Genomic DNA, 20,467 nt, shown 5'->3' on the forward strand with positions numbered 1-20,467 from the left:
CAACTAAAAGTATAGGAGTGGTGACGTGAAAAGAACAGTTTTGGTGACAGGAAGTAGCAAGGGTCTTGGTGCTACGATAGCAAAAGCTTTAGTTGAAAAAGGGTTTAATGTAGTGATTAACTATTACAAAAGTAAAGAGAAGGCAGAAGGACTTGTTTCGGAGCTCGGTGAACAAAATGCTATAGCTCTATACGCTGATGTGACAAATCGCCAAGAAGTGGATGAGATGGTGAAAGTGGCGACCAACTATTTTGGTCAAATTGATGTGGTGGTCAATAATGCATTGGTAGACTTCAAATTCGATCCGATACAGCAAAAGTCTTTTATAGATCTTTCATGGAAAGATTATCAAAGACAGCTGGATGGAACATTAAAAGGGGCCTTCAATGCGATTCAAAGTGTCTTACCCCAATTCATGGAGAGACAAAACGGAAGTATCATCAGTATTGGTACGAATCTCTACCAAAATCCAGTTGTCCCCTACCACGAGTATACAACCGCAAAAGCAGGACTTATAGGTTTTACACGCAATATAGCCTCTGAACTGGGACAATACGGAATTAAAGCAAATGTCGTATCAGGTGGTTTGTTGAAAGTGACTGATGCCAGTTCAGTAACGTCTCAAGAGGTCTTTGAACTGATTGCTAATTCTACACCTTTGAGAAAAGTGACAACTCCGGAACAGGTGGCCCATTTGGTCGTTTATCTGTCATCTAAAGAGGCGGAAGGTATCACAGGGCAAAATTTCACAGTAGATGGTGGACTAACGATGAACTAAATGTATTATTACCTCCATATGTAAGATAGGAAGGCATAATATATTGGTCTAGTCTTAGGGGGAAGAGTAATGACGGTTATTCAAAAGAATCAACTTAATATAGGGGTTTTGGTTTATGGGTGTGGACATCATCAGGCTGCGTGGTTGATGCCGAACTCAAGTGTTAACCGGGTAGGGGAGATAGAATATTATCAATCCTTGGCGCAGTTAGCTGAAAAAGGATGCTTTGACGCTGTCTTCTTCGCAGACAGTCAATCTTTCCTGGCACAAGAACCAAATGAAATACCGGCATTTTGGTTCGACCCATTAATCAATTTGACAGCTATTTCTCAGGTGACAAAATATGTAGGGCTCGTCTCAACCATCTCGAGTACTTTTTCAAATCCTTTTACAGCCTCAAGACAGTTGTTGAGCCTAGAACATATTACAAATGGAAGAGTGGGTTGGAACCTAGTGACGTCTATGAGAGATGAAGAAGCATGGAATCACGGCATGGAGAGTCTTCCATCCCATGAAGAGAGGTATAAGAAGGCAGATGAATTCGCAGAATTGATGCATAAACTCTTCTTGTCTTGGGATAGAGAAGAGGTTCTCGCTGACCGAGTGCGACGTCAGTTAATCAACCCTGATAATATTTTCCCTATCAATCACAAAGGAGAATTTTTTAATGTGAGGGGTCCATCCACTACACCAAAGAGCCCTCAAGGAAAACCGGTGGCCATGCAAGCAGGGGCCTCAAAGCAAGGTATTCAACTAGCAGCCAAACATGCGGAGGCAGTCTATTCAGTATCTTGGAATATAAGTCAGGCTATGAAATATCGTCAAAAGTTAGATGAGGCCATCAAGCAAAATGGAGGGTGCAAACAGCAAATCAAAGTTTTTCCAGGTCTTGTTACATATGTAGGAAAGACCCGTGAAGAAGCCTTGGCTAAAAAGCAAGCATTAGATGAAATGTTGCCTCTAGAGACAGCGTTAAAACAACTGAGTTATTTTCTCCAGATGGATTGTACGGACTGGGAAATCGATTTAAAAGTGCCCACATTACCACCTTTAGAGCAATTTAATGGTCCTGTAGGTCGATATGAGACAATACTTGAAATTATTCATGATACTAATCCTACAGTAAAGGAACTATTAGGATTTCTTAGTGCCGGTGGAGGGCACTTCACCTTAATCGGAACACCCGAAGAGATTGTTGATCAGATGGAGATGTGGCTAGACAAAGGCGTGGCAGATGGATTCAATCTCATGCCTCCTACGCTACCTGAGAGCTTAGAGGACTTCATTGAATTAGTTGTTCCCGAAATGCAGAAAAGAGAGATTTTCAGAAAACAGTACGAGGGAAAAACACTAAGAGAACATCTTGGGTTGAAATAGGTAGACTGATTATACATCAACTAAATAGGAGATTAGCTTTGTTGCACCTTAATTCTAGAGTTTCTTTAATGTAAATAGACCTGGTAGGAGGAGTGAAGAGTCCTTCTATGAAATAGTAAATATCTGTTTTTAGGAATATATCTTCTATAATGGCCCTTCTAGTGAAGAAAAGTAGATACGGCAGATCAGGGGTTTTTCTATTCAGACATTCTTATAAATAGAAACCTATGTCGCTTCTACAACCAAGAGACAGGACAGCCAGAAATCGACGAAAAAGAATGAACTATTAGTGAGAGACTCCTCTTCTGATAGGATCTGAACACTCATGACTAAAAATGAGTGTGGTTTCCTTCGTAATCGGTGTCAACAGCGGTTTAAAATTGGTTCTTCCTCACTTTTGATGAAGCCCGTCTTCGGGAATTAGTTCACTAAAAGGATTGAAGGGATCAATCATGTTAAACGAGTTTCTTCCAGAACTAGAAGTGGTCGAGGTGAACCGTCGTGATGAAACATATCAGTTCATTTGTCATGGAAAAAAGTCGTGCGCACCCTGTCCCCATTGCACTAAAAGCTCCCATCGTGTCCATAGCCGATACATCAGGACATTGCACGATGAGCGTGTGTTCGGATTTGATGTGCAGCTACGGATTCAGGCAAGACGTTTCTTCTGCGACGAACCAAGCTGTCCCTCAAGTATCTTTACGGAGAGATTTCCTTCCCTGTGTCGACCACACTCCCGCAGAACAATCCGTTTAGAACGTGGGCTACTGAGGCTCTTAAGTGGGATGAGTGCGACCGGGCTGGAACGTATCTTGAACAATATCAGCGATAGTACGCTACTCAGACTGTTGAAACGCTCAAAACATCATCGGAAGGTGTCTGACCCTCGCGTGGTTGGCATTGATGACTGGGCCTGGAGAAAACGAAAAAAGTACGGGACAATCATCTGTGATCTAGAGACACGACGCCCGATCGCCTTACTTCCCTCTCGGGATGTCAAAACCGTCTGTGCTTGGATTCGTTCGCATCCCACCATCCAGGTGGTGGCACGCGATGGGTCCATCGAGTTTCGGGAGGCCATCCGTTTGGCCGATGAGACGATTCAGCAGGTGAGTGACCGATGGCACTTGTTTCATAACTTAGGGAAGAAAATTGAAGAAATCTTGAAGCGACGTCTTCCATCTAGCGAAAAAATCCTTCTCGAACCGGATGGTCTAAACTTCGAACGTGAACTGACAGACGCTGAAAGAAGAAAATGGACGCTTATTCTCGCAGTACAACAGGATGCAAGACAGGGCGTTCCGATCTCCCAGTTGATCAGACGTCACCATATCGACCCAAAGACGTGTCGTAGATACCTACAGATGACAGAGGCACCAAGAATCAGTCGGTCACATCGACAACACAGCGCAGACATCTACAAGGGAGACATCGTCAGATGGATCCGCCAAGGTAGGACGACCGAATGGATGTACCGGACGCTGAAACGGAAAGGATATCTCCGTGGAATCAGTACGTTTCGACCTTACGTTGTAATCAACGCTGTTAAAATCCCTTATATCAACGTATTAAAAATCCCTCAAATTAACGGATAATGATTCTGACAACCTGAAAATGGAGTGTGAGACATGATCCGAAGTGAGGGATTTTTTATGATTCGTGAGTTAAGAAGCAAAGGATGGACAATCAGAGCCATCTCTGACGAGACGGGATATGATCCTAAGACAATCCGAAAGTATTTGAAGATGGAAAATGCACCTACGAAAGTGAAGCGGAAAAAGAGGAAAGGAAAACTCGAACCCTACAAAGACTACATAAACGAACGTATCAAAGAAGGTACAACCAATTGCGAGGTTCTGTTCGATGAGATTCAAAAGCTAGGCTATGAAGGGAAAATGACGATTCTGAGAGAGTACGTGAGCCCTTACAGACTTCTGCCTAAAAAGCAGGCTACCGTCAGGTTTGAAACGCCGCCTGGACGACAGGGACAGATGGATTGGAGTGATGTCGGGACGTATGAAGTAGACGGTGAAATGCGTATGGTGTATGCCTTCTCCATCATCCTCGGGTATTCAAGGATGCGATACATCGAGTTCACGACCGACATGACGCTGGAGACTCTGATGAAGTGCCATATGAATGCGTTCGCCTTCTTCAATGGCGTACCGCAACAGATTCTCTATGACAACATGAAAACTGCGGTCATCAGCCACAATCCAAACGGTATCAAGTTCAATCAGAAGTTCGAAGATTTCTTGGCCTATTATGGGATTACGCCGAAGGCGTGCAAGCCCAGACGGGCACAGACGAAAGGGAAGATCGAGCGCTCATTCGGCTATATGAAACAGAACTTTTTCAAACGACGTATCGGAAAGACATTGGAACAATTAAATCGTGACGTCCTCGAGTGGCTACAAAACACGGCCAATAAAAAGAAAAACGATACGACGAAAGAGTCACCTGAGAAACGCTTCGAGGTCGAACAAGGTTTTCTAGCACCAGGACATTTGAAGCCGCATTATCCGGTCCATCGCTGGGAAACACGTCAAGTAAGCAAAGACTGTTTTGTGTCCTACCAAGGACGACAGTATTCAGTTCCGTTCCGGTTCGTCGGACAGCATGTACGAATTAGAATCACCCTCGACCATCATCTCAAGGTCTACGCTGATGGCGAACAAATCGCCCAACATCCGATTGCCTCCGGGAACTTGAAGTATCAATTAAATTTAGAGCATTACAAAGGGCTAGAAACGACTCAAAAAGGTTTGCCGACCCGTCGTCTCCAGCCCGATATTCCTGAAGTGGAACGTCGTTCCCTTCAAGTGTACGAACAGTTCGAAAGGAGTGATCACGAATGAACACGGACCTTCTCACTGAACGCCTAGAAAAAGTTGGATGGCAATCGTCGGCCAACCAACTTGAAGGAATCCTTGAAGATGCCTCCAAGAATAATGTAGCATATTCGGACTTTCTAAACAGTATTCTGATGACGGAAATCGAACACCGTGAATCAACAGAGCTATCGAAACGAATAAAACGTGCCAGACTCCCTTATTTTAAGACGCTAGAAGACTTCGACTTTGCGTTTCAGCCGAGCATCAATGAAAAGCGCGTCAGGGAGGTGATGACCTGTCGGTTCATCGATAACGGCTTCAATGTATTATTATTGGGCCCGCCGGGGGTGGGGAAGACACACTTGGCAATTTCAATCGCTGCGGAAGCTGTCACGAAAGGTTATCGGACTTCGTTCATTACCGCGAACGATTTTGTCGAGGAGTGTCAAAAAGCAGAGAAATCTGGCCTTCTTCCTCGTATCATCAAAAGGTACTGTCGATCCGAGCTACTCATTCTAGATGAAATCGGTTATTTTCCGTTCGACGCCATCAGTGCGAATGCGCTTTTTCAAATCATCTCGAAGAGATATGAGAGAGGTTCGATCATCCTGACTTCAAACAAGTCATATATTGAATGGGGAAAAATATTTGGTGACGAGGTTTTGGCAACCGCAATTTTAGATCGCCTTCTTCATCATGCGACCACTTTTAACATTCGGGGAGATTCATATCGGATGAGGGAAAAGAAACGGGCCGGCATCCAGCCGACCCGTGTCGATAGTTTCCAAGAGTAACGTGTAAAAAAGGGATTTTTAATCCGTTATTAAGAGGGAATTTTAAACCGCTGTTGACACTTACGTGGCAAGATTGAAAAAAGCAGTCCCACACGAGATTAACATCAATCGACGAATCATCCAGAAAGTCCTCTGGGAGGACGAGCCTTCTAACAAACCACTTCTCATAAAGATACTGAACATCTATCCTTTCTTGAAGGTATTGAACGAGCTCGTCCGTTCGTTCAAGAATCTTTTCGGCAAAGCGACGTCTGAACAGGATATCCTAAAATGGTGTGAACAGGCAGAACGGATGAACGAAACCCCACTAGCCTCTTTCACAACCTATATACGAGGGGACATCGATGCCATCCGGCTCGGGATGACGCTGCCCTGGTCAAACGGCATGGTCGAGGGACAGGTCAACCGACTCAAGACGATCAAATGTCAAATGTATGGTCGGGCAGGATTGGAGCTGTTGCGCATCAAAATATTGAATGTCACTTGAGGCTCGTTGTTCTACTGAAATATGAATCGATGTCTATACAACCATAGGGATGAAGCGTTTCATCAAAAGTGAGGAAGAACCAATTTTAAACCGCTGTTGACATAAATCAAATATCATTGCTCTTTCATATACTTATAAAATGTAGAACGAGAAATATTTAACGTTTTAGTGATATCATTTACCGTCATTTTAGCTTCATACATCATATATGCACGAGTCAAAATATCTGGATCAATCTTTTTCCGCCCACCTAAACATCCTCGAGCACGTGCTGCTATTAAACCAGCATTTGTACGTTCGCGAATCAATTCTCGTTCCATTTCTGCCAATCCCGCCATCATAGTGAAGAATAGTCGGCTGGCAGCCGTAGAGGTATCTATACCTAGTGTAATAATTTGAAGATTTATTCCGCGACTTTTCAAATCATCAATCAATTCAAGAAGCTTCTTTGTGGTTCTCCCTAACCGATCTAGCTTCCAGACGACTAGGGTATCACCTTCTCGTAGATAATCTAAGCACTTTTCAAATTCAGGTCTCTTTTTAACACTAGATGCCTTCTCTTGAAAAATTTTAGTACAACCAGCTTTATTAAGTTCATCTAGTTGTGAGTCCAAGTTCTGATCGAGGGTCGACACTCGTGCATAACCAATTTTCGTCATGAAGTACCTCCATTTGTTTGTTTACTCGTTAAATATAACAGAAAATGAACATTGATAAAAAGATGAGTTAAAAGACAACCAAACGATAATGAAAAGGGCTTTAAATAGCCCTTTTCATTATCATGTGAATTAATTAACGAACATGTCTTTTTAACGTTCGTTTTAAAGACATGTTAAAAAGGGAATTCTACATCTTTAAACATATAGTGGTCAGCCTTAACTTTGTTAAATATGTCTTCGTATTCCTGATCATTGACTAGTTCAGTATACAGCTCATGATCAAAATAAAAGCTTCTAGGAGTGTCTCCATAAGTAAATTCACTATCCATTAACAATTTACGTTTCCAAAGAAGTTCTACTAGGCTGAAATAATTTTCTTGTATATTTGACCTAATCTGATTTTGCGTTTCCCAAAGACGTATTGACTTAATTCGATCACTTATGTCTATTCCGTATTCAAAGTCATAAACTTGTCGTTCTCGTGCATAAGCTAGAAAAAGCATTTCATTTGGAGTAAGTCTTCTGTTTGATATTATTGATTTTAAATCGATAATATTCTTACTGGGGGGATCTATAGATTGGCCAGGAGAGAGTGTGTGGCTCGACAGTCTATACCATCCCCCTTTTTCTATTCTTCTATCAAGAGCATGGATGCCACTTGTTAGAGCAACCTCTAATTCGTCAAGGGTACTAAAAAAATTACATTGATGATTTGAAGATACTTGATGGCGAAAATCAGTATATTTCTGTGGATAATTTTGCTCTACAGCTAACGAATAGCTAGAGCTGGCGATTCTTTTCTGTATGGTTACATCATCATTATTAAGTAACACACAAAATAAATCTTTACCACTTTCTACAGCATAAGAATATTCCCAGTGTGTAAAGCTAAGTTCACTTTGAGAATCGATACTTCCATATCGATAGCCTAAAATTAGAATATATGCATCCGATTCATCTATCCACTTCTTTATCACTTCTTTAGATGGTTCATTTCCTGGTTGAAATAGCTCCATTCCTGCAGGGATATGACCATATTTTAATATCACCTTAATAGCGCGTTCTCTTTCAGAAATAAGATCTTGGTAAGTAGAAGAAATAAAAAACTGTAGTTTACGTTCCATGCCACTTCACCTCAATAATTAGAATCACTTAGTTAAAATAGGATCTTTGATAGTGATGTTTTTCTTCCCTTTTAAATTATTTAATTGCAATTTAGGTGTTGCCTCAACTGAATCGTATTCTATGCCAGCAAAGGTCTTCAAAATTGCCTCGAAAACAATTTGAGCTCCTGCAGGAGGAACGGCCATGCCGATTTGTTTACGTACCTGCTCCTTACTACCAATGAACACGAAATCATCCGGGAAAGTTTGGAGGCGGGCCCGCTCACGGTTTGTCAAAGCACGTTCTTCTTCCCAGTGATACATATGCGTACCGCCACCACCGCTACCAGTCACCGTATACGCTGGACGGTTCGGGTCTAATCGTTTATAAATCGAGCTCAGACGTGCACCTTTGACGTTTAATCGCAAATGTTCTGGGATCCCTAAGTACCAAGCATTTTCGCCAGGTGGAATATGTCCAAGCATCTCTACCACTTTACTAGAATGTTTAGTCAGTTCATTATTCATCGCATCTTCTGGAATCGGAGGGTTCAAGATTGCTTCACTTGCCGTCTTCACATTGTCGAGCGTGTTAAGTGGCGCTGGAACTTTAAATTCGATTCCTTGCTCTGCCAAATCTTTGCGAATCCCAACTATAATGATCCGGTGACGAGCTTGTGGAACGCCATAAAGTTCAAATTTATAGAGGTGAGGTGTCAATACATAGCCGCATTCTTCAAGTTCAGTCAAAATTTGAATGAACGCTTTACCTTCGTTGGCACTTTGAAGACCACCTACGTTCTCAGCGACGAAAAACTTCGGTTGATACTCATTCAGTACTTTGACCCCATAAGAGTAGAGAGGACCGAATGTTCCGTTCAAGCCTTGTTTCTCGCCAACCTGGCTATAATCGTTGCAGGGGAACCCGAAAGCAAAGCAATCGATGTCACCCAGGACCGACTTGTCTCCGATTGGAAGTTGCTCGACGGGCCCGTGATGTACGGAATTATCCTCAATGTCATCGCAAATGTTGAAACGGAATGTTTTACAAGCTTGCTCATCGTAGTCGTTCGACCACTCATGTACGATCCGATACTCCTCGTTTGTCTCTGGATGAATCACGCGTGCATTTTTCGCACCAAGAGAAAGGCCACCTGGACCATTAAATAGTTCACCTTTTTTAAATATCATAATAAAACTCCTCACTTTCAACGCTTTCAAAAAACGAAAGTATGTTCTTGCTTACTCATAAGCCTATTCTACATCTCTTTTTAACAAATAGCAGCCCCAAAGCTCAAATCGTAAAAAAAACTAAAATACAGACAGCCATCAAAGTAAAATCATTCAATGTTGAATGATTTTACTTTGATGGCCTGTTGTAATCTGAATTTAGCAACGGATACAAAAGAGGGGGAGGAGCAGTTGAAAGATAAGCGTCTTAGAAACTTAAGAGAGTTATGTGAAATGTACCTCTGTTCGAGTTTTATTACAGAAGAAATCATAAGTGCGTTCAAGGAACATCTGGCACAAAAGGATATCAGAAGGATTTTATCGGAGAAGACAGGACGAGAACTCAACTCAATTTATCGAGACGAACGTGCCGGGAACGTCTTCAATGCGATCACGTTGATTCGATACTGGAAGGCCGCACTGGAGATGAAAGAAGAGCTGATGGGTGGGACGATGTCTTCTTTTACAAAAAACAGTGATTCGTCAGATATCTCGATTCTCGAAATTGAAGAAATCATTAGGAAGTATGGGGAGACCATCGAGTCGATATCTGAGCTCGATGGTGAAATTGAATTTGATGAGGCAGTCGAAAACCATTTCGATGTCATCTATCGAGTCGTCGAATATTATGACAAAAATCCATTGCCGGGGAATCGAATGGTCAAAAAGCAGTTATTGATTGAATTGAATGATCGACCAGACATACGAGAACGAAAAAATAAAATGAGAATCGAAAGGATGAAACAATATGGCTGAACGTAAAGTATGGTTTATCACACGACCGGAGAGAGATCCGCGTTTCCACGCGGAGGCCGTCACTGCATTGCAAGAGGCGACTGAAAATTTCACGAAGAAATGGGAAGGGAACCGAGAACTGCACAAGCATTATGAATCGGTCCTTGCAGCACATGGGTTAAAGCGTAACAACGTGAGCAATGACGGGTCAGGTGGACGTACGTGGTGCGCGATGTTAAAGACATTCTCGTACTGTTACATCGATAAAGAGGGCTTCGTGAAACCAACGAAGGTCGGGAAGGCACTCGCAGATGGGATTAAAGAATATGAGAATGTGAAGAAGCAAATTCTCACACTTCAAATTCCTAATGCCTACTTCATGGAAAAAGGATTCCGACCGAAATTCGAAGAAGGATTTCGTATCCGTCCAGCGCGCTTTTTGATCAAACTCGTACAACGTTCAGAGCTTGAGTACCGTCTATCTAAAGAAGAAATTACGTATTTTGTTTTGACTGCACAAAAAGATTCGCAGGAACAAGAGGTTGTCTCAAAAATCCTATCATTCCGAAATTCGTCCCCAGAACAAAAAGAAGCAATGAAGCAAGAGGTTGCGGTTCACTACGATCATCGGGCCCGGAATGACAAGGCCGCTCGCGATTACTATCAGGCTCATTCAGACGTTGCACACACATTCATGTTGCTATGTGAATACACGGGATTGGTTGAATATCAGAGAGGAATGTCGATTCTGAGAACAGAACCGACTTTAGTCGATACGGCGATGGAGAGTATCGCTTATTACGATTCTCGTTACCCGTTCAATACGCGGTACCTCATCTCGGTTGAACGGATGGCCCAGAACAGCGGTCTGGACGTCGATAGCTATAAATCAAATGAGTTTGGAGACATCAAGCCCGCCAACAACTCAGTTAAAATGACAAAAAAAATTGAAACTGTCTTGAATAAAATCCCTAATCCTTTGGAATTGACACATGAAGAGCTACTGTCTCATTTCGAGCCGGTCTTTGGGAAACGCGATGCATTGAAAGCCGTGAATGACGTACAGGTTGGAAAAGAATCAATGAATCATCTTTCGGAAGAATTTGTAGAGAGATATCTAGGGGACATGACGCATAATGAATTTGAACGAACGACCACTGAAATCTTGAAGGCAATTGGGTTCGAGACAATCTACCAACCTAAGATCCAGGGTAAACAGACAGAAATCGAAATCTTGATTCGTTCAGGTTCCATTCATGGCATCATCGACACCAAACATTATCCCAATGGGTTTGGGTTAACCCAACAACTCGCGAACTACATGGCATCGGAGTACATTCAAAACTATATGACTTATGACGAAAGTAAGCTTGAATTCTATGGATATGTCACTTCTGGAGGTTTCACGGGTGAGAAAAAATTAGAGTCAATCACGTCGCTTGCAGAAAAATTAACAGGTGAAACGATTGAAGGATTATTGATCACACGTGAAGTGTTGATTGGTTTCCTTGACTATTGTTTGGAGAACCAAATCCCTCAAGAAGAACGGGTCCGTCTATTTATTGAGAATGCTAAAAACAAAGGATTCAATGATTTGAAGCAATTCGTATAAATCAAGATATGAATCCAGTTATATAAGTGAATCGTGTCGTGAAGGGAAGAGCATAGTCGCTCTTCCCTTTTATTTTGGAAAGTCGAGGAGCGACACTTCGTTTCGTGACGCAGACTTCGAACAACCGCCAGGGCGTTAGTCCATCGATTGTTCCACGTGAATGATTGCCTCGAACGGTACATGTATAATTCCGTCCCGCTGGTTGGCCAGTTCGACGGTCCGCTCCATGTAATTCGTACGGTTTACAAACCCCTTGAATCGTTTCGTCTCCCGCTCTTCCACATATTTTACCTCCACCATATCTCCGCTAAAAATTGCGTCATTCAGCACGTTCTCATAGACCGATAAGACTTGTTCATCGACATCTGGCATCTCAATCTTTTGAATTTCCTTATAATACTTCGTTAGTAGCGCCTTGTGCTCGGGCATGAGGAATGGGATCCATTTCAGCTCACCCCGGTCGCGATACATCGTCATAAAAATCATCCTCCTAATAAAACGAACGTTTGTTCTTATTTTATACCCGACTTCTCTCGTTTGAACAGCCTTTTTCGTGATTGGTGATCCGTTCGTCCTGTTTCCGTACTCTAGCTCGCTGGTCGTCGGTGCAAGGGACGTCAAAAAAATGACGCGCCCTCCGGCCCGTCTTCCTTCGCTTTAGGCTCAAAGCGAGGCTTTTCGCTCGTTGGCTACGGAAGCCAGGACCTCCGTTTGCTCTACGCATTTTTTTGAGGCTCTCCCTGCGGTCGCCCTTGCACCGTCTCCCGACGCTCGCTTCGTTCCCGTCAACAGGACGCACAACGGTGTTCGTTCTGAGGACAGCTTATCCGAAAGGGGACAAATAACCATGGAACTATCCGCCATCATCGAGGTCATCCGTATCAAGCAAGAGGTTCGCGAGGAAATGGTCGCCCTCGAGCACGCCGTTATCCAATCCCCCGACAATGCCCGGCAAATCGGGGCATCGTTCATCGGGGATGACGACCGCGAGGTGTTCCTCGTCATCATGCTCAACACGAAGAACCGGGTCATCGGCGTCCACCGAGCGCACGTCGGGAGCGTCAACTCGAGTGTCGTGCACCCACGGGAAGTGTTCAAGTGCGCCATCTTGAACAATGCCTCGTGCATCATCGCCTGTCACCAACATCCGAGCGGGGACCCGAGCCCGAGCCGGGAGGATATCATCGTCTCCGAACGGTTGCATGAAGCGGGGGACCTCATCGGCATCCCGGTGCTCGACCATCTCATCCTCGGTGCGGACGAGTCGTACGTCAGCATGAAACAGCGGGGCTACATGGGTTGAACGGAATAGAGTGGGGCCGGGGGGACCGGTCCCGGTCCGTTCGGTAAGGGCAAGGACGAAAAACATACGTTTTTCTTTGATAAGACGGACGACTCGCGTTGCTCTCGCCTGGATCCATAGAGCGGGATCCGGGAAAAGGGGCGTTTTCGCATGACGAAAACGGAGTAGTTCGTGCGTGGATATAGGGTGAAGTTTTATTCTGTCTCGTCATTTTTTTGATGAAATGACAAAAGTGAAAACATGGTTTATTTATTGAAAATGACCATATTTTCGAAACAAGCCCTAGGGCTTGTTTGAAACAACACCAGGGCTTACGTGAAATTAGGTGAGATGTTGCTTGCGTGGATGCGAGATATCATTAGGCTATCAAATGGAGAGGATGATTCAGATGGATAAATTCCAACTAGACCAACAGACGATGGACGAGATGACGGAGGTATTGCTACGCCGCCTACCGGATCGGTTAAACGTTAAGAACGGGGAATTTAAACTTGTGAGTATGGATATCCTATGTGATGTGAAAGAAGGGGAGTTATTGACAAGAAGCACAGTTTTTTTCACCACCAATACGCTTCGAACATATGGTCGACCGTAAGAATTTTCTAGATGTATACATGTAGATTTGTATACGTGTATACATGTATACGCGTATACATTTTTGAATGGGAATCGTTTCTACTAGTGTATGGATGAGGACTGAACTGTCTTTTTACGGGGAATCGTTTTAGAGAGAACCGGAAGGTGGAGGCGTGACGGACGAGGGGCTGCTTGATGACTATGCGTTCGAAGGATTGGATCCGTTCGTCCGGACCGTGTTCTCGGAACTGATGGAACATCCCGAGTGGATGCGTGTCGTCGACAGGCAACATGGCGTCGAGAAGGTCGTCCGGTTCGATGAAGGACGGAACTCGCCTTACTTCCGCATGGTGATCTATCTGGATGTAGAAGAACGTCCGATCAAGATCGTGTATCTATATGGGACATGGGTGGTGGCGGATGGGGACGTCCGCTTCGTCGTCTCAGAGCTATCCAAGGGTATATTCGAGTATGAACTCATGCATGTCCATTGGCTCATCAAGTATCGCTTCGAGGATTGGGGCGTGTCTGAAGACGGGGCATGGGAGAAGGAATGGTGATCCGGGCTCATGCGTGAGCGTCTAACGCCTTGTGGCGAAGTCGCTCATCGCACCGCTGCCTCCCTGACGGCCCGATAACAAGAGCTGCTGGTTCACCGCCGCATCTCTATGTTCCTGGCCCTTTCTGACGGGAGGCACGGAGCGTAAGAACAACACTAAAAGCAAGAACGTGGGCTTGTCGATCGACAAGCGAGGGAAACCATTCAGTCGAATGGTTTTTTGTTTTTACCTAGAGGCACTTTACTTTTCAAATCAGCTGTTTATCAATGGCTCTTAGAATAAGGATTGAGAATGAAAGAGTCTGCGTCGACATGTCTTCTGAATCGAGTGATTGATTTTCTATTCAAGTTTGGAGCATGTGTACATTGTATAATACAATATATGTAAATGATGAGAAGGTAGGGATTTACATTGTACAAAGCTCTATTAATTGCAGTCAATGAGCAACGTGACCATGAGATATCTGCTCTTCCGAATACGTTAAACGACGTAAGAGAAATCAATCGATTATTGACAGAAGAGCCCGCCGTATTCGGTAAATCTGACGTCCAGATTTTATATGGGAATTTGACCACCAAGTCAATGTTAGACCATGCATTACATAGTTTTTTTGGAGATGCGTCTCCAAATGATGTCTTATTTCTCTACTGGGCAGGCCACGGGGGGTTCAGTCAAACCAATGCGTATTTCATTCCATATGATGCAGGTATTCATGCTATAGGTGACACCAGCATCAACATGTCCGATGTCAGAGACCATATCGATCAAACAAAGGCCCGCACAGTCTTGAGCTTTTTTGATACGTGTCATAGCGGTGCGCTCATGCGATCAATCGACAATCTGATGGAGAGAGGGCTTGAAATTAAAGGGTCCGGTAAGTTCGTCATCGCAGCGTGCACGGAAAATCAGTTGGCTTGGGATCGAAACGGGCATGGAGCCTTCACAGATCATTTGATCCGTGGCCTAGAAGGTGGGGCGACGAACCTGAGCGGGGAGATTGATATCTACACGCTCTATGCTTACGTCAGCCGGGCTCTCTCGAAAGAATTCGAGAATCAACATCCTGTCTTAAACAGCACGCTCTCCGGTCCACCTGTCATCATCAAGAATGTAAAGACGAGACAGGCCGAGTCGAATTTGTCACCACTCTTTGACGGTGGACAACGGGTGATCGACAATTCTGGAGACTGGTTTCTATTGGGAAGTTCGAGCGCACGTTACTTCTCCTATCGCTACAACAGTTCTGACAAGGCATACAGCTTGATCTTGAAGGCCGAAGACAACTCGAGAGGGGTCGGGAGGTGCTCAAGCAGATGTGGAAAACTGAGCAACCTTTCGCGATTGAAGATACGGCTGAATATGTCCGCGTGGCCGAGGTGAATGTGGAAGTGGTCGGGGGTGAAAAAACAATCAACCTCAAGCTGGTCTCGAGTGAAGACAGACATGGCAGTCATATGTTTAGTGAAATGACAGTCAATGGTATTAAACCCGATGAAATCGCTAAGCTGAGAATCGATCACTATCTATTCAACAAAGAAGTTCCAAGACATGTCAGAATGGATCATTCGGAAACACTCATTTACGGGAATCCATCCGACTATGAGGTGTCCAATCGGTTAATCCCGGATTTGCTTGATCAGCATGTCACCCTGGAATGTATCAGACTACACCTCATAGCGGTCCTTGTATTCAAATCAATTGTGTCTGAAGTGAGCTCATTGCATTTATTTGTCGAACGCGGTGCCATCACGAGGATTACCATCGAAGGTAGGCGGCCCCGCGTCTACTCGAACGTCAATCCGTCAATAGTGTCAGTGGACGAACCGGTACATTTTTCATTGGACTATTGATACGATCCGCGTACATGAGTAAGCGAAAGACCATCAAATCAGAGAAGGCGGAGAGGCCAGATGAAACATGCCTTACCGGACACACGTTGGCTATATGAACAACTTTTGAACCATGGGCAACAGACCGCTGTCGATGACTTTGCGGCTAAATGCCCTATGCACGGGCAAGCGGAATTCGTAGCACAGTTATGGGAGACGGACGCGGAAATCGGAGGGATCGGCGGATACCAGCTTCCTAAAAACCCGATACAAAATCCGTTTCCCGGCGGAATGGAACGAACTTTATATAGGCCGTTGCAGTATGCGGCGAGCGAACTAGAGCGGGACGTAGCGCATGGGGCGCGATACATCGTTCAATATGCAGGCATGCACCTGGAGGCCGTGACACGTCAATATTTGATGCGATCGCAAAAGCTCGGGTCGCTTCGACACTCCCAGTCCACCTTAGGAAAAGCGGTCCATCAAATCGCCAAGCTACGAACGATAGATGAAAAGACGATTCAGAGCCTACTTGTATTCGTACGTTTGTACAACATGTCGAAACATGAGGTGAACCAAGACGAATCGAGAGACCGTCTATTCAGTGCGGAGGACGCACTGATCGCTTATCTGTCTGCTCGTATCCTAGGCTTCCGGTTGTTGACCGAGATCGGTTTGGTTCCATCATAAGCATGGTCATGAAACAACTGATGTCCTGACACCTCTTGATCAATGGTCAAGATGTCTAGATTTTTAAACGTGAAAGATATCAATCTTTTTAATCGAACAGGCCATGAAAGAATGAATCAGACCATCTTAAACGAGCATGTATATATTTCGATGTCGAAACGTATACATACTCGTTTTACCCACTATTCCAAAAGTGTTTAAGCAGGACACTCCTGTCTCTCGACATGAAAGAGGCAAAACGAATATCTATTACGAACAACTTCACAAAACGTGAAATGGTGGCGAATCATCTGTTGGCTATACCAGTATCGGAGAATAAAGTCATTCATCTACCAAATTAACAAATGATAATAATCCCCTTACAATTTTATTCATAGGTAATACGATAAAAATATAGTATAATTTTTCCTGTTAATTAATCTTAGTTTTTTATCTTTATACTTTTATTTTGTAAAGAATTCGACATCTTAATTTTTAAATGATATTTGATACAAAGAAAAAAAGATTGGAGATATACAGTTGAAAAATAGATTTTTAGACAAAATTAAAGTCACGCCATCTAACAAAAAAGTACTAAAAAATATCGTTACTCCCATGTTATGGGCACGAGAAAAAACTTCAATTCATAGGCATTCCTTACTTTTGAATAAATCATACAATTTTATGCAAGAGCCTGCTATTGGTGCATTGATTTATTGCCAATTAGGTACAGCAGAACATTCGGGTGTATACATAGGAAATAAAAATGTTATCGACTTAAATCGAAAAGGAGAAATTAAAAAAGTTAGTCTGAAAGAATTCACTGGTAACATCCTTAGTACAGATAAAGACATTTTTATTCCAGTAATGAAGCATGCAATGTGGCCATTAGGAGATGAAAACATAGCAAAAGAAGCGTTTAAAAATCTGTCAGAAAGAAGAAAATACAATCTTCTTGATGATAACTGTCATCAATTTGTAGCAGGCTGTATCATAGGGAACCTTGAAAATGATTGTAATTTTTTGTTTATGGTCAAAGAAGAGTTTTCAAAATTCTTGAGTGTAGAGGAATCTAACATTGTTTGGGTTCGCTGGAAGTGGAATTTAAATTAGGATGGCCAAATCTTCAATCGACTACATCGATAGATAGATAACATAGGGTTATGGAGTGATCATCTACCTATGAATCGAGTGTATTCGTTTTATGAAGGATTTCTCTCGCTTTTAATACAATGAACATGGTATTATTTAATGAGAACATCATTGTGTTAAAAGGAGGTCCGTCATGTATACAATTGATGAAGCATTTGAGATTCTATCGAAGACCAAGCTCACGACCCACAAGGAAACCGTCCGGAACTGGGTACGAAAAGGCGTGATACAGGCGGAACCGCTCGAGTCCCGTAAAAAAGGCTATCGAATCAGCGAGGAGGCTCTCGAGCAGTTCATCAAAAAACGGATGCCTGAAGGATGGGAGATGTATCCAAAGTCGGTGACAGGAGATGCTCGGGAGGTCGTCAAGAGTGAGGACGTGGCCCCATATCACGTCGAAATCGACGTGGAAGCAATCAAAGAGCAGGGGCGGATTGAAATGTGGCATCAAGTGGCCGGCCGCTGGCTGTGGGAAGGCGATTTTGAGATCAGTCGTAGGATGGTGCGGAACGCGGTCGCGCATAGACGTTATTCAAAAGAATTTGAACAGCTGGTTTGGGAAAGGTGTCTTAAGAACAGTGCCCCACGAAAAAAACCACGTGTCCTTTATTTGGTTGATGCGTTCTTATTTGAAGAAGAGCGGGTGCCATTTCACAAGGGTTTTGATATCAAAGAAGATCAAATCATGCAGGCATTGATTGAACACGTTCGTATGAATGCAAAGTCCGGAAAATATACAAATGAATCTAGTGTAAATAAATTCAAGATTTAGACGCTTCTAATGAAAAGGTGTACTCTCTTTAACATTGAGAATACACCTTTTGCAATTGTTGTTGTATTAAATGAAAGATTGCACCTATATTTCTAAAGATTAGACTTCACTCTTAAGAAAATCGTCAGCACGACACAGAGTGGTGACTAAAGTGGACCCCATTGTCAAGACACTAATTTTATAATAATAAGGTGAAAACAGTCATTCTTCTTGTCCTTGTCCCATCTTGCAGACCCAGCCTTTCCTATGCCAGGTTCTGTCAAGGGCGTATTTTCCCTTGACAGGGCCTGGGATGGGAAAGATAATTGCTCCGAGATGGCAACGATAATATGACTTTATTTAGGAAGCTTGGAAGCAAGGACATCAATATTTTCAATCACTGGTGGCTCTACGAAAAGTTCAGGAGCTTTCTCCATCAATGCCGCAGCCACTTGACCAGAAAGGTGTGCTTGACGACCTGTGTCGTCCGGGAATGCGTCAAAGATTCCGAATGTCGTAGGTCCAAGTCGGATTGCAAACCATGCAATCGTTTCTGACTCCTCCTGAACCACAGGTAGGGCCCCACGTAGGAAGCTTTCAACTTCCGCTTCTTTTCCAGGTTTTGCTTCAAGTCGAACCAATAGCGCTACATTAACCATTTTTCTATCTCCTCCTCAAATTAGAAATTTCATCCATATGTGAGAACTATAATTCTATTTTACCTTTAATATATACACATTAAAAATATATTGTTCAGTTATATCAAACTACTTAAACGTTTAATTTTATGAATAATTACTCCGGTTTAAATACGACTTTAATATTATTATCTCGTTTTTCATCAAATACTTTATAAGCCTCATCGGCTTTTTCTAAAGGAAAAGTATGTGTGATAATTTCAGTAGGATCAAATACTTCATCTTTAATCATTTCATATAATTTAGGCATTAAATGAATAACTGGTGCCTGACCAGTTGTTAAACGAACATTTCTATTAAATATTAAATCAAGTGGAAAGTTATCAGCTGGTGTACCATAAATTCCAGTCAGTTGAATTGTACCAAATTTACGGACTGATTCAGCGGCTGTAATAATCGGACTAATTGTTCCTCTTTGTTGAGATGTTTTTGAAAGTTTTGGTTCTGGACTTGATTGTGCGCCATCAAAACCAACACAGTCAATAACTACATCAGCACCACCACTAGTTTTTTCTTTCAATAACTTACCAATTTCTTTTTCTTTATCGAAATTATAAACTTCAACACCATTGTATTTTTTAGCATGCTCTAGTCTATGTTCGACATTATCGATTGCTATAACACGTTCGGCACCTTTTAGTTTCGCAAATTTTTGTGCCATTAAACCTATAGGACCACATCCTAATACAATAACAGTATCCCCAGCCTTCACACCTGCATGTTCGACACTCCAATAAGCTGTAGGTACTACATCAGATAAAAATAATACTTGTTCATCTTTTAAATCACTATCTGGCACAACAAAAGAAGAAAAATCAGCATATGGAACTCTTAAATATTCAGCTTGACCACCCCAAAAATTCCCATGCATTTTTCCAAATCCAAATAATGCACCGTTATCCATCTTCCAGTTTGCAGGTTCTTCATTAGATTGATCACATTGTGATTCCATTTGGTTATTACAGTAAAAACAATCGCCACAACCAATATTAAAAGGAATAACGACACGATCACCTTTTTTTAGATTCTTAACTTCTTTACCAACTTCTTCAACAATCCCCATTGGTTCATGTCCGATAACAAAATCTTTATCCATAAACATATCGCCTTGATGATATAAATGTAAATCTGATCCACAAATACCTGAAGCAGTAATCTTAATAATTGCGTCAGTTGGTTCAATAATCTTTGGATCTGCAACTTTTTTTACTTTCATTTTCTTTTTACCTTGAAATGTTACAGCCTTCATACACATTACTCCTTTATTATATAATATCTGTATAACACATTATTAATACCCCTAATTTTAAATGATAAAAC

Annotated in this window: 22 protein-coding genes; 16 read left to right on the top strand and 6 right to left on the bottom strand. The window is 42.7% G+C overall.

Translation table 11 applies throughout. The annotated features are described in order from the left end of the window. The first annotated feature begins 25 nt into the window (after window positions 1–25). From KNO70_RS14730 to KNO70_RS14755, 6 genes are all read left to right on the top strand, one after another. Window positions 26–778 (top strand): 3-oxoacyl-ACP reductase, encoded by a 753-nt coding sequence (locus KNO70_RS14730; RefSeq protein WP_029336160.1) that lies wholly within the window; start codon window positions 26–28, stop codon window positions 776–778. A 69-nt stretch (window positions 779–847) separates the two neighbouring features. After that, window positions 848–2,155, top strand: coding sequence for an LLM class flavin-dependent oxidoreductase (locus KNO70_RS14735; protein WP_214758562.1), 1,308 nt, complete (start codon window positions 848–850; stop codon window positions 2,153–2,155). Window positions 2,156–2,607: 452 nt separating this feature from the next. Then, the gene (locus KNO70_RS14740) at window positions 2,608–3,750 is read left to right on the top strand and encodes an ISL3 family transposase (protein ID WP_214812800.1); all 1,143 of its coding nucleotides are present in this window, start codon (window positions 2,608–2,610) and stop codon (window positions 3,748–3,750) included. A gap of 33 nt (window positions 3,751–3,783) precedes the next feature. Then, window positions 3,784–5,013, top strand: coding sequence for an IS21 family transposase (gene istA, locus KNO70_RS14745; RefSeq protein ID WP_214758558.1), 1,230 nt, complete (start codon window positions 3,784–3,786; stop codon window positions 5,011–5,013). Beyond that, complete coding sequence (gene istB / locus KNO70_RS14750; protein ID WP_214758556.1) at window positions 5,010–5,783, top strand: IS21-like element helper ATPase IstB; 774 nt, start codon at window positions 5,010–5,012, stop codon at window positions 5,781–5,783. Before istA ends, istB begins: the two co-directional genes overlap by 4 nt. Window positions 5,784–5,856: 73 nt before the next feature. Further along, window positions 5,857–6,270 (top strand): transposase, encoded by a 414-nt coding sequence (locus tag KNO70_RS14755; RefSeq protein ID WP_214758554.1) that lies wholly within the window; start codon window positions 5,857–5,859, stop codon window positions 6,268–6,270. Window positions 6,271–6,383: 113 nt separating this feature from the next. Here the strand turns inward: KNO70_RS14755 and KNO70_RS14760 are convergent, their stop codons facing one another. The 3 genes from KNO70_RS14760 to KNO70_RS14770 all read right to left on the bottom strand — a co-directional run bounded on the left by KNO70_RS14760 (window position 6,384) and on the right by KNO70_RS14770 (window position 9,223). Beyond that, on the bottom strand, window positions 6,384–6,929 hold the full coding sequence (locus tag KNO70_RS14760) for a recombinase family protein (RefSeq protein ID WP_214758552.1): 546 nt from the start codon (window positions 6,927–6,929) through the stop codon (window positions 6,384–6,386). Between the two features lie 173 nt (window positions 6,930–7,102). Beyond that, window positions 7,103–8,053, bottom strand: a complete 951-nt coding sequence (locus KNO70_RS14765) for a DUF4062 domain-containing protein (protein ID WP_214758550.1) — start codon at window positions 8,051–8,053, stop codon at window positions 7,103–7,105. A gap of 24 nt (window positions 8,054–8,077) precedes the next feature. Then, window positions 8,078–9,223: a DNA cytosine methyltransferase gene (locus tag KNO70_RS14770; protein WP_214758548.1), complete on the bottom strand. Its 1,146-nt coding sequence runs from the start codon at window positions 9,221–9,223 to the stop codon at window positions 8,078–8,080. 231 nt (window positions 9,224–9,454) lie between these two features. On the opposite strand from KNO70_RS14770, the gene KNO70_RS14775 reads away from it, so the two are divergent. Both KNO70_RS14775 and KNO70_RS14780 read left to right on the top strand, forming a co-directional pair. After that, window positions 9,455–10,018, top strand: a complete 564-nt coding sequence (locus KNO70_RS14775) for a hypothetical protein (protein ID WP_214758546.1) — start codon at window positions 9,455–9,457, stop codon at window positions 10,016–10,018. Continuing rightward, window positions 10,011–11,609: an AlwI family type II restriction endonuclease gene (locus KNO70_RS14780; RefSeq protein WP_214758544.1), complete on the top strand. Its 1,599-nt coding sequence runs from the start codon at window positions 10,011–10,013 to the stop codon at window positions 11,607–11,609. The genes KNO70_RS14775 and KNO70_RS14780 overlap by 8 nt, the downstream gene beginning before the upstream one ends. Window positions 11,610–11,744: 135 nt before the next feature. Here the strand turns inward: KNO70_RS14780 and KNO70_RS14785 are convergent, their stop codons facing one another. Further along, complete coding sequence (locus KNO70_RS14785) at window positions 11,745–12,086, bottom strand: YolD-like family protein (RefSeq protein WP_251028361.1); 342 nt, start codon at window positions 12,084–12,086, stop codon at window positions 11,745–11,747. A gap of 370 nt (window positions 12,087–12,456) precedes the next feature. On the opposite strand from KNO70_RS14785, the gene KNO70_RS14790 reads away from it, so the two are divergent. The 8 genes from KNO70_RS14790 (at window position 12,457) to KNO70_RS14825 (ending at window position 18,470) form a co-directional block, all read left to right on the top strand. Next, complete coding sequence (locus KNO70_RS14790; RefSeq protein ID WP_214758542.1) at window positions 12,457–12,912, top strand: JAB domain-containing protein; 456 nt, start codon at window positions 12,457–12,459, stop codon at window positions 12,910–12,912. 388 nt (window positions 12,913–13,300) lie between these two features. Next, on the top strand, window positions 13,301–13,507 hold the full coding sequence (locus KNO70_RS14795) for a hypothetical protein (RefSeq protein ID WP_214758540.1): 207 nt from the start codon (window positions 13,301–13,303) through the stop codon (window positions 13,505–13,507). Window positions 13,508–13,661: 154 nt separating this feature from the next. After that, a complete protein-coding gene (locus KNO70_RS14800; RefSeq protein WP_214758538.1) occupies window positions 13,662–14,048 on the top strand; it encodes a hypothetical protein in 387 nt (128 codons plus the stop codon). 411 nt (window positions 14,049–14,459) lie between these two features. Beyond that, the gene (locus KNO70_RS14805) at window positions 14,460–15,428 is read left to right on the top strand and encodes a caspase family protein (RefSeq protein WP_214758536.1); all 969 of its coding nucleotides are present in this window, start codon (window positions 14,460–14,462) and stop codon (window positions 15,426–15,428) included. After that, on the top strand, window positions 15,362–15,898 hold the full coding sequence (locus KNO70_RS14810) for a hypothetical protein (RefSeq protein ID WP_214758534.1): 537 nt from the start codon (window positions 15,362–15,364) through the stop codon (window positions 15,896–15,898). Before KNO70_RS14805 ends, KNO70_RS14810 begins: the two co-directional genes overlap by 67 nt. Window positions 15,899–15,958: 60 nt before the next feature. Then, window positions 15,959–16,567, top strand: a complete 609-nt coding sequence (locus KNO70_RS14815; RefSeq protein ID WP_114167312.1) for a hypothetical protein — start codon at window positions 15,959–15,961, stop codon at window positions 16,565–16,567. 519 nt (window positions 16,568–17,086) lie between these two features. Further along, window positions 17,087–17,659 carry a lecithin retinol acyltransferase family protein gene (locus tag KNO70_RS14820; protein ID WP_214758532.1) on the top strand — a complete coding sequence of 191 codons (573 nt, stop codon included), beginning with the start codon at window positions 17,087–17,089 and terminating at the stop codon, window positions 17,657–17,659. A 172-nt stretch (window positions 17,660–17,831) separates the two neighbouring features. Next, window positions 17,832–18,470 carry a helix-turn-helix domain-containing protein gene (locus tag KNO70_RS14825; RefSeq protein ID WP_131472576.1) on the top strand — a complete coding sequence of 213 codons (639 nt, stop codon included), beginning with the start codon at window positions 17,832–17,834 and terminating at the stop codon, window positions 18,468–18,470. Between the two features lie 335 nt (window positions 18,471–18,805). On the opposite strand, the gene KNO70_RS14830 is transcribed toward KNO70_RS14825, so the two are convergent. Together KNO70_RS14830 and KNO70_RS14835 are read right to left on the bottom strand one after the other, a co-directional pair. Then, window positions 18,806–19,108, bottom strand: coding sequence for a putative quinol monooxygenase (locus tag KNO70_RS14830; RefSeq protein WP_012655943.1), 303 nt, complete (start codon window positions 19,106–19,108; stop codon window positions 18,806–18,808). A 136-nt stretch (window positions 19,109–19,244) separates the two neighbouring features. Next, window positions 19,245–20,396, bottom strand: a complete 1,152-nt coding sequence (locus KNO70_RS14835; RefSeq protein ID WP_131472577.1) for an alcohol dehydrogenase catalytic domain-containing protein — start codon at window positions 20,394–20,396, stop codon at window positions 19,245–19,247. Between the last annotated feature and the right edge of the window lie 71 nt (window positions 20,397–20,467).

Source organism: Exiguobacterium sp. s181 (genome assembly GCF_018617125.1).
GTDB classification, from domain to species: Bacteria; Bacillota; Bacilli; order Exiguobacteriales; family Exiguobacteriaceae; genus Exiguobacterium; species Exiguobacterium profundum.

What these genes read in the sequence shown, in the direction of transcription:
- KNO70_RS14735 (WP_214758562.1), top strand. Translation starts at nt 848, where the DNA reads ATGACGGTTATTCAAAAGAATCAACTTAATATAGGGGTTTTGGTTTAT.
- KNO70_RS14740 (WP_214812800.1), top strand. Translation starts at nt 2,608, where the DNA reads ATGTTAAACGAGTTTCTTCCAGAACTAGAAGTGGTCGAGGTGAACCGT.
- istA (WP_214758558.1), top strand. Translation starts at nt 3,784, where the DNA reads ATGATCCGAAGTGAGGGATTTTTTATGATTCGTGAGTTAAGAAGCAAA.
- istB (WP_214758556.1), top strand. Translation starts at nt 5,010, where the DNA reads ATGAACACGGACCTTCTCACTGAACGCCTAGAAAAAGTTGGATGGCAA.
- KNO70_RS14760 (WP_214758552.1), bottom strand. Translation starts at nt 6,929, where the DNA reads ATGACGAAAATTGGTTATGCACGAGTGTCGACCCTCGATCAGAACTTG.
- KNO70_RS14765 (WP_214758550.1), bottom strand. Translation starts at nt 8,053, where the DNA reads ATGGAACGTAAACTACAGTTTTTTATTTCTTCTACTTACCAAGATCTT.
- KNO70_RS14770 (WP_214758548.1), bottom strand. Translation starts at nt 9,223, where the DNA reads ATGATATTTAAAAAAGGTGAACTATTTAATGGTCCAGGTGGCCTTTCT.
- KNO70_RS14780 (WP_214758544.1), top strand. Translation starts at nt 10,011, where the DNA reads ATGGCTGAACGTAAAGTATGGTTTATCACACGACCGGAGAGAGATCCG.
- KNO70_RS14785 (WP_251028361.1), bottom strand. Translation starts at nt 12,086, where the DNA reads ATGACGATGTATCGCGACCGGGGTGAGCTGAAATGGATCCCATTCCTC.
- KNO70_RS14790 (WP_214758542.1), top strand. Translation starts at nt 12,457, where the DNA reads ATGGAACTATCCGCCATCATCGAGGTCATCCGTATCAAGCAAGAGGTT.
- KNO70_RS14795 (WP_214758540.1), top strand. Translation starts at nt 13,301, where the DNA reads ATGGATAAATTCCAACTAGACCAACAGACGATGGACGAGATGACGGAG.
- KNO70_RS14810 (WP_214758534.1), top strand. Translation starts at nt 15,362, where the DNA reads ATGTGGAAAACTGAGCAACCTTTCGCGATTGAAGATACGGCTGAATAT.
- KNO70_RS14815 (WP_114167312.1), top strand. Translation starts at nt 15,959, where the DNA reads ATGAAACATGCCTTACCGGACACACGTTGGCTATATGAACAACTTTTG.
- KNO70_RS14825 (WP_131472576.1), top strand. Translation starts at nt 17,832, where the DNA reads ATGTATACAATTGATGAAGCATTTGAGATTCTATCGAAGACCAAGCTC.
- KNO70_RS14830 (WP_012655943.1), bottom strand. Translation starts at nt 19,108, where the DNA reads ATGGTTAATGTAGCGCTATTGGTTCGACTTGAAGCAAAACCTGGAAAA.
- KNO70_RS14835 (WP_131472577.1), bottom strand. Translation starts at nt 20,396, where the DNA reads ATGAAGGCTGTAACATTTCAAGGTAAAAAGAAAATGAAAGTAAAAAAA.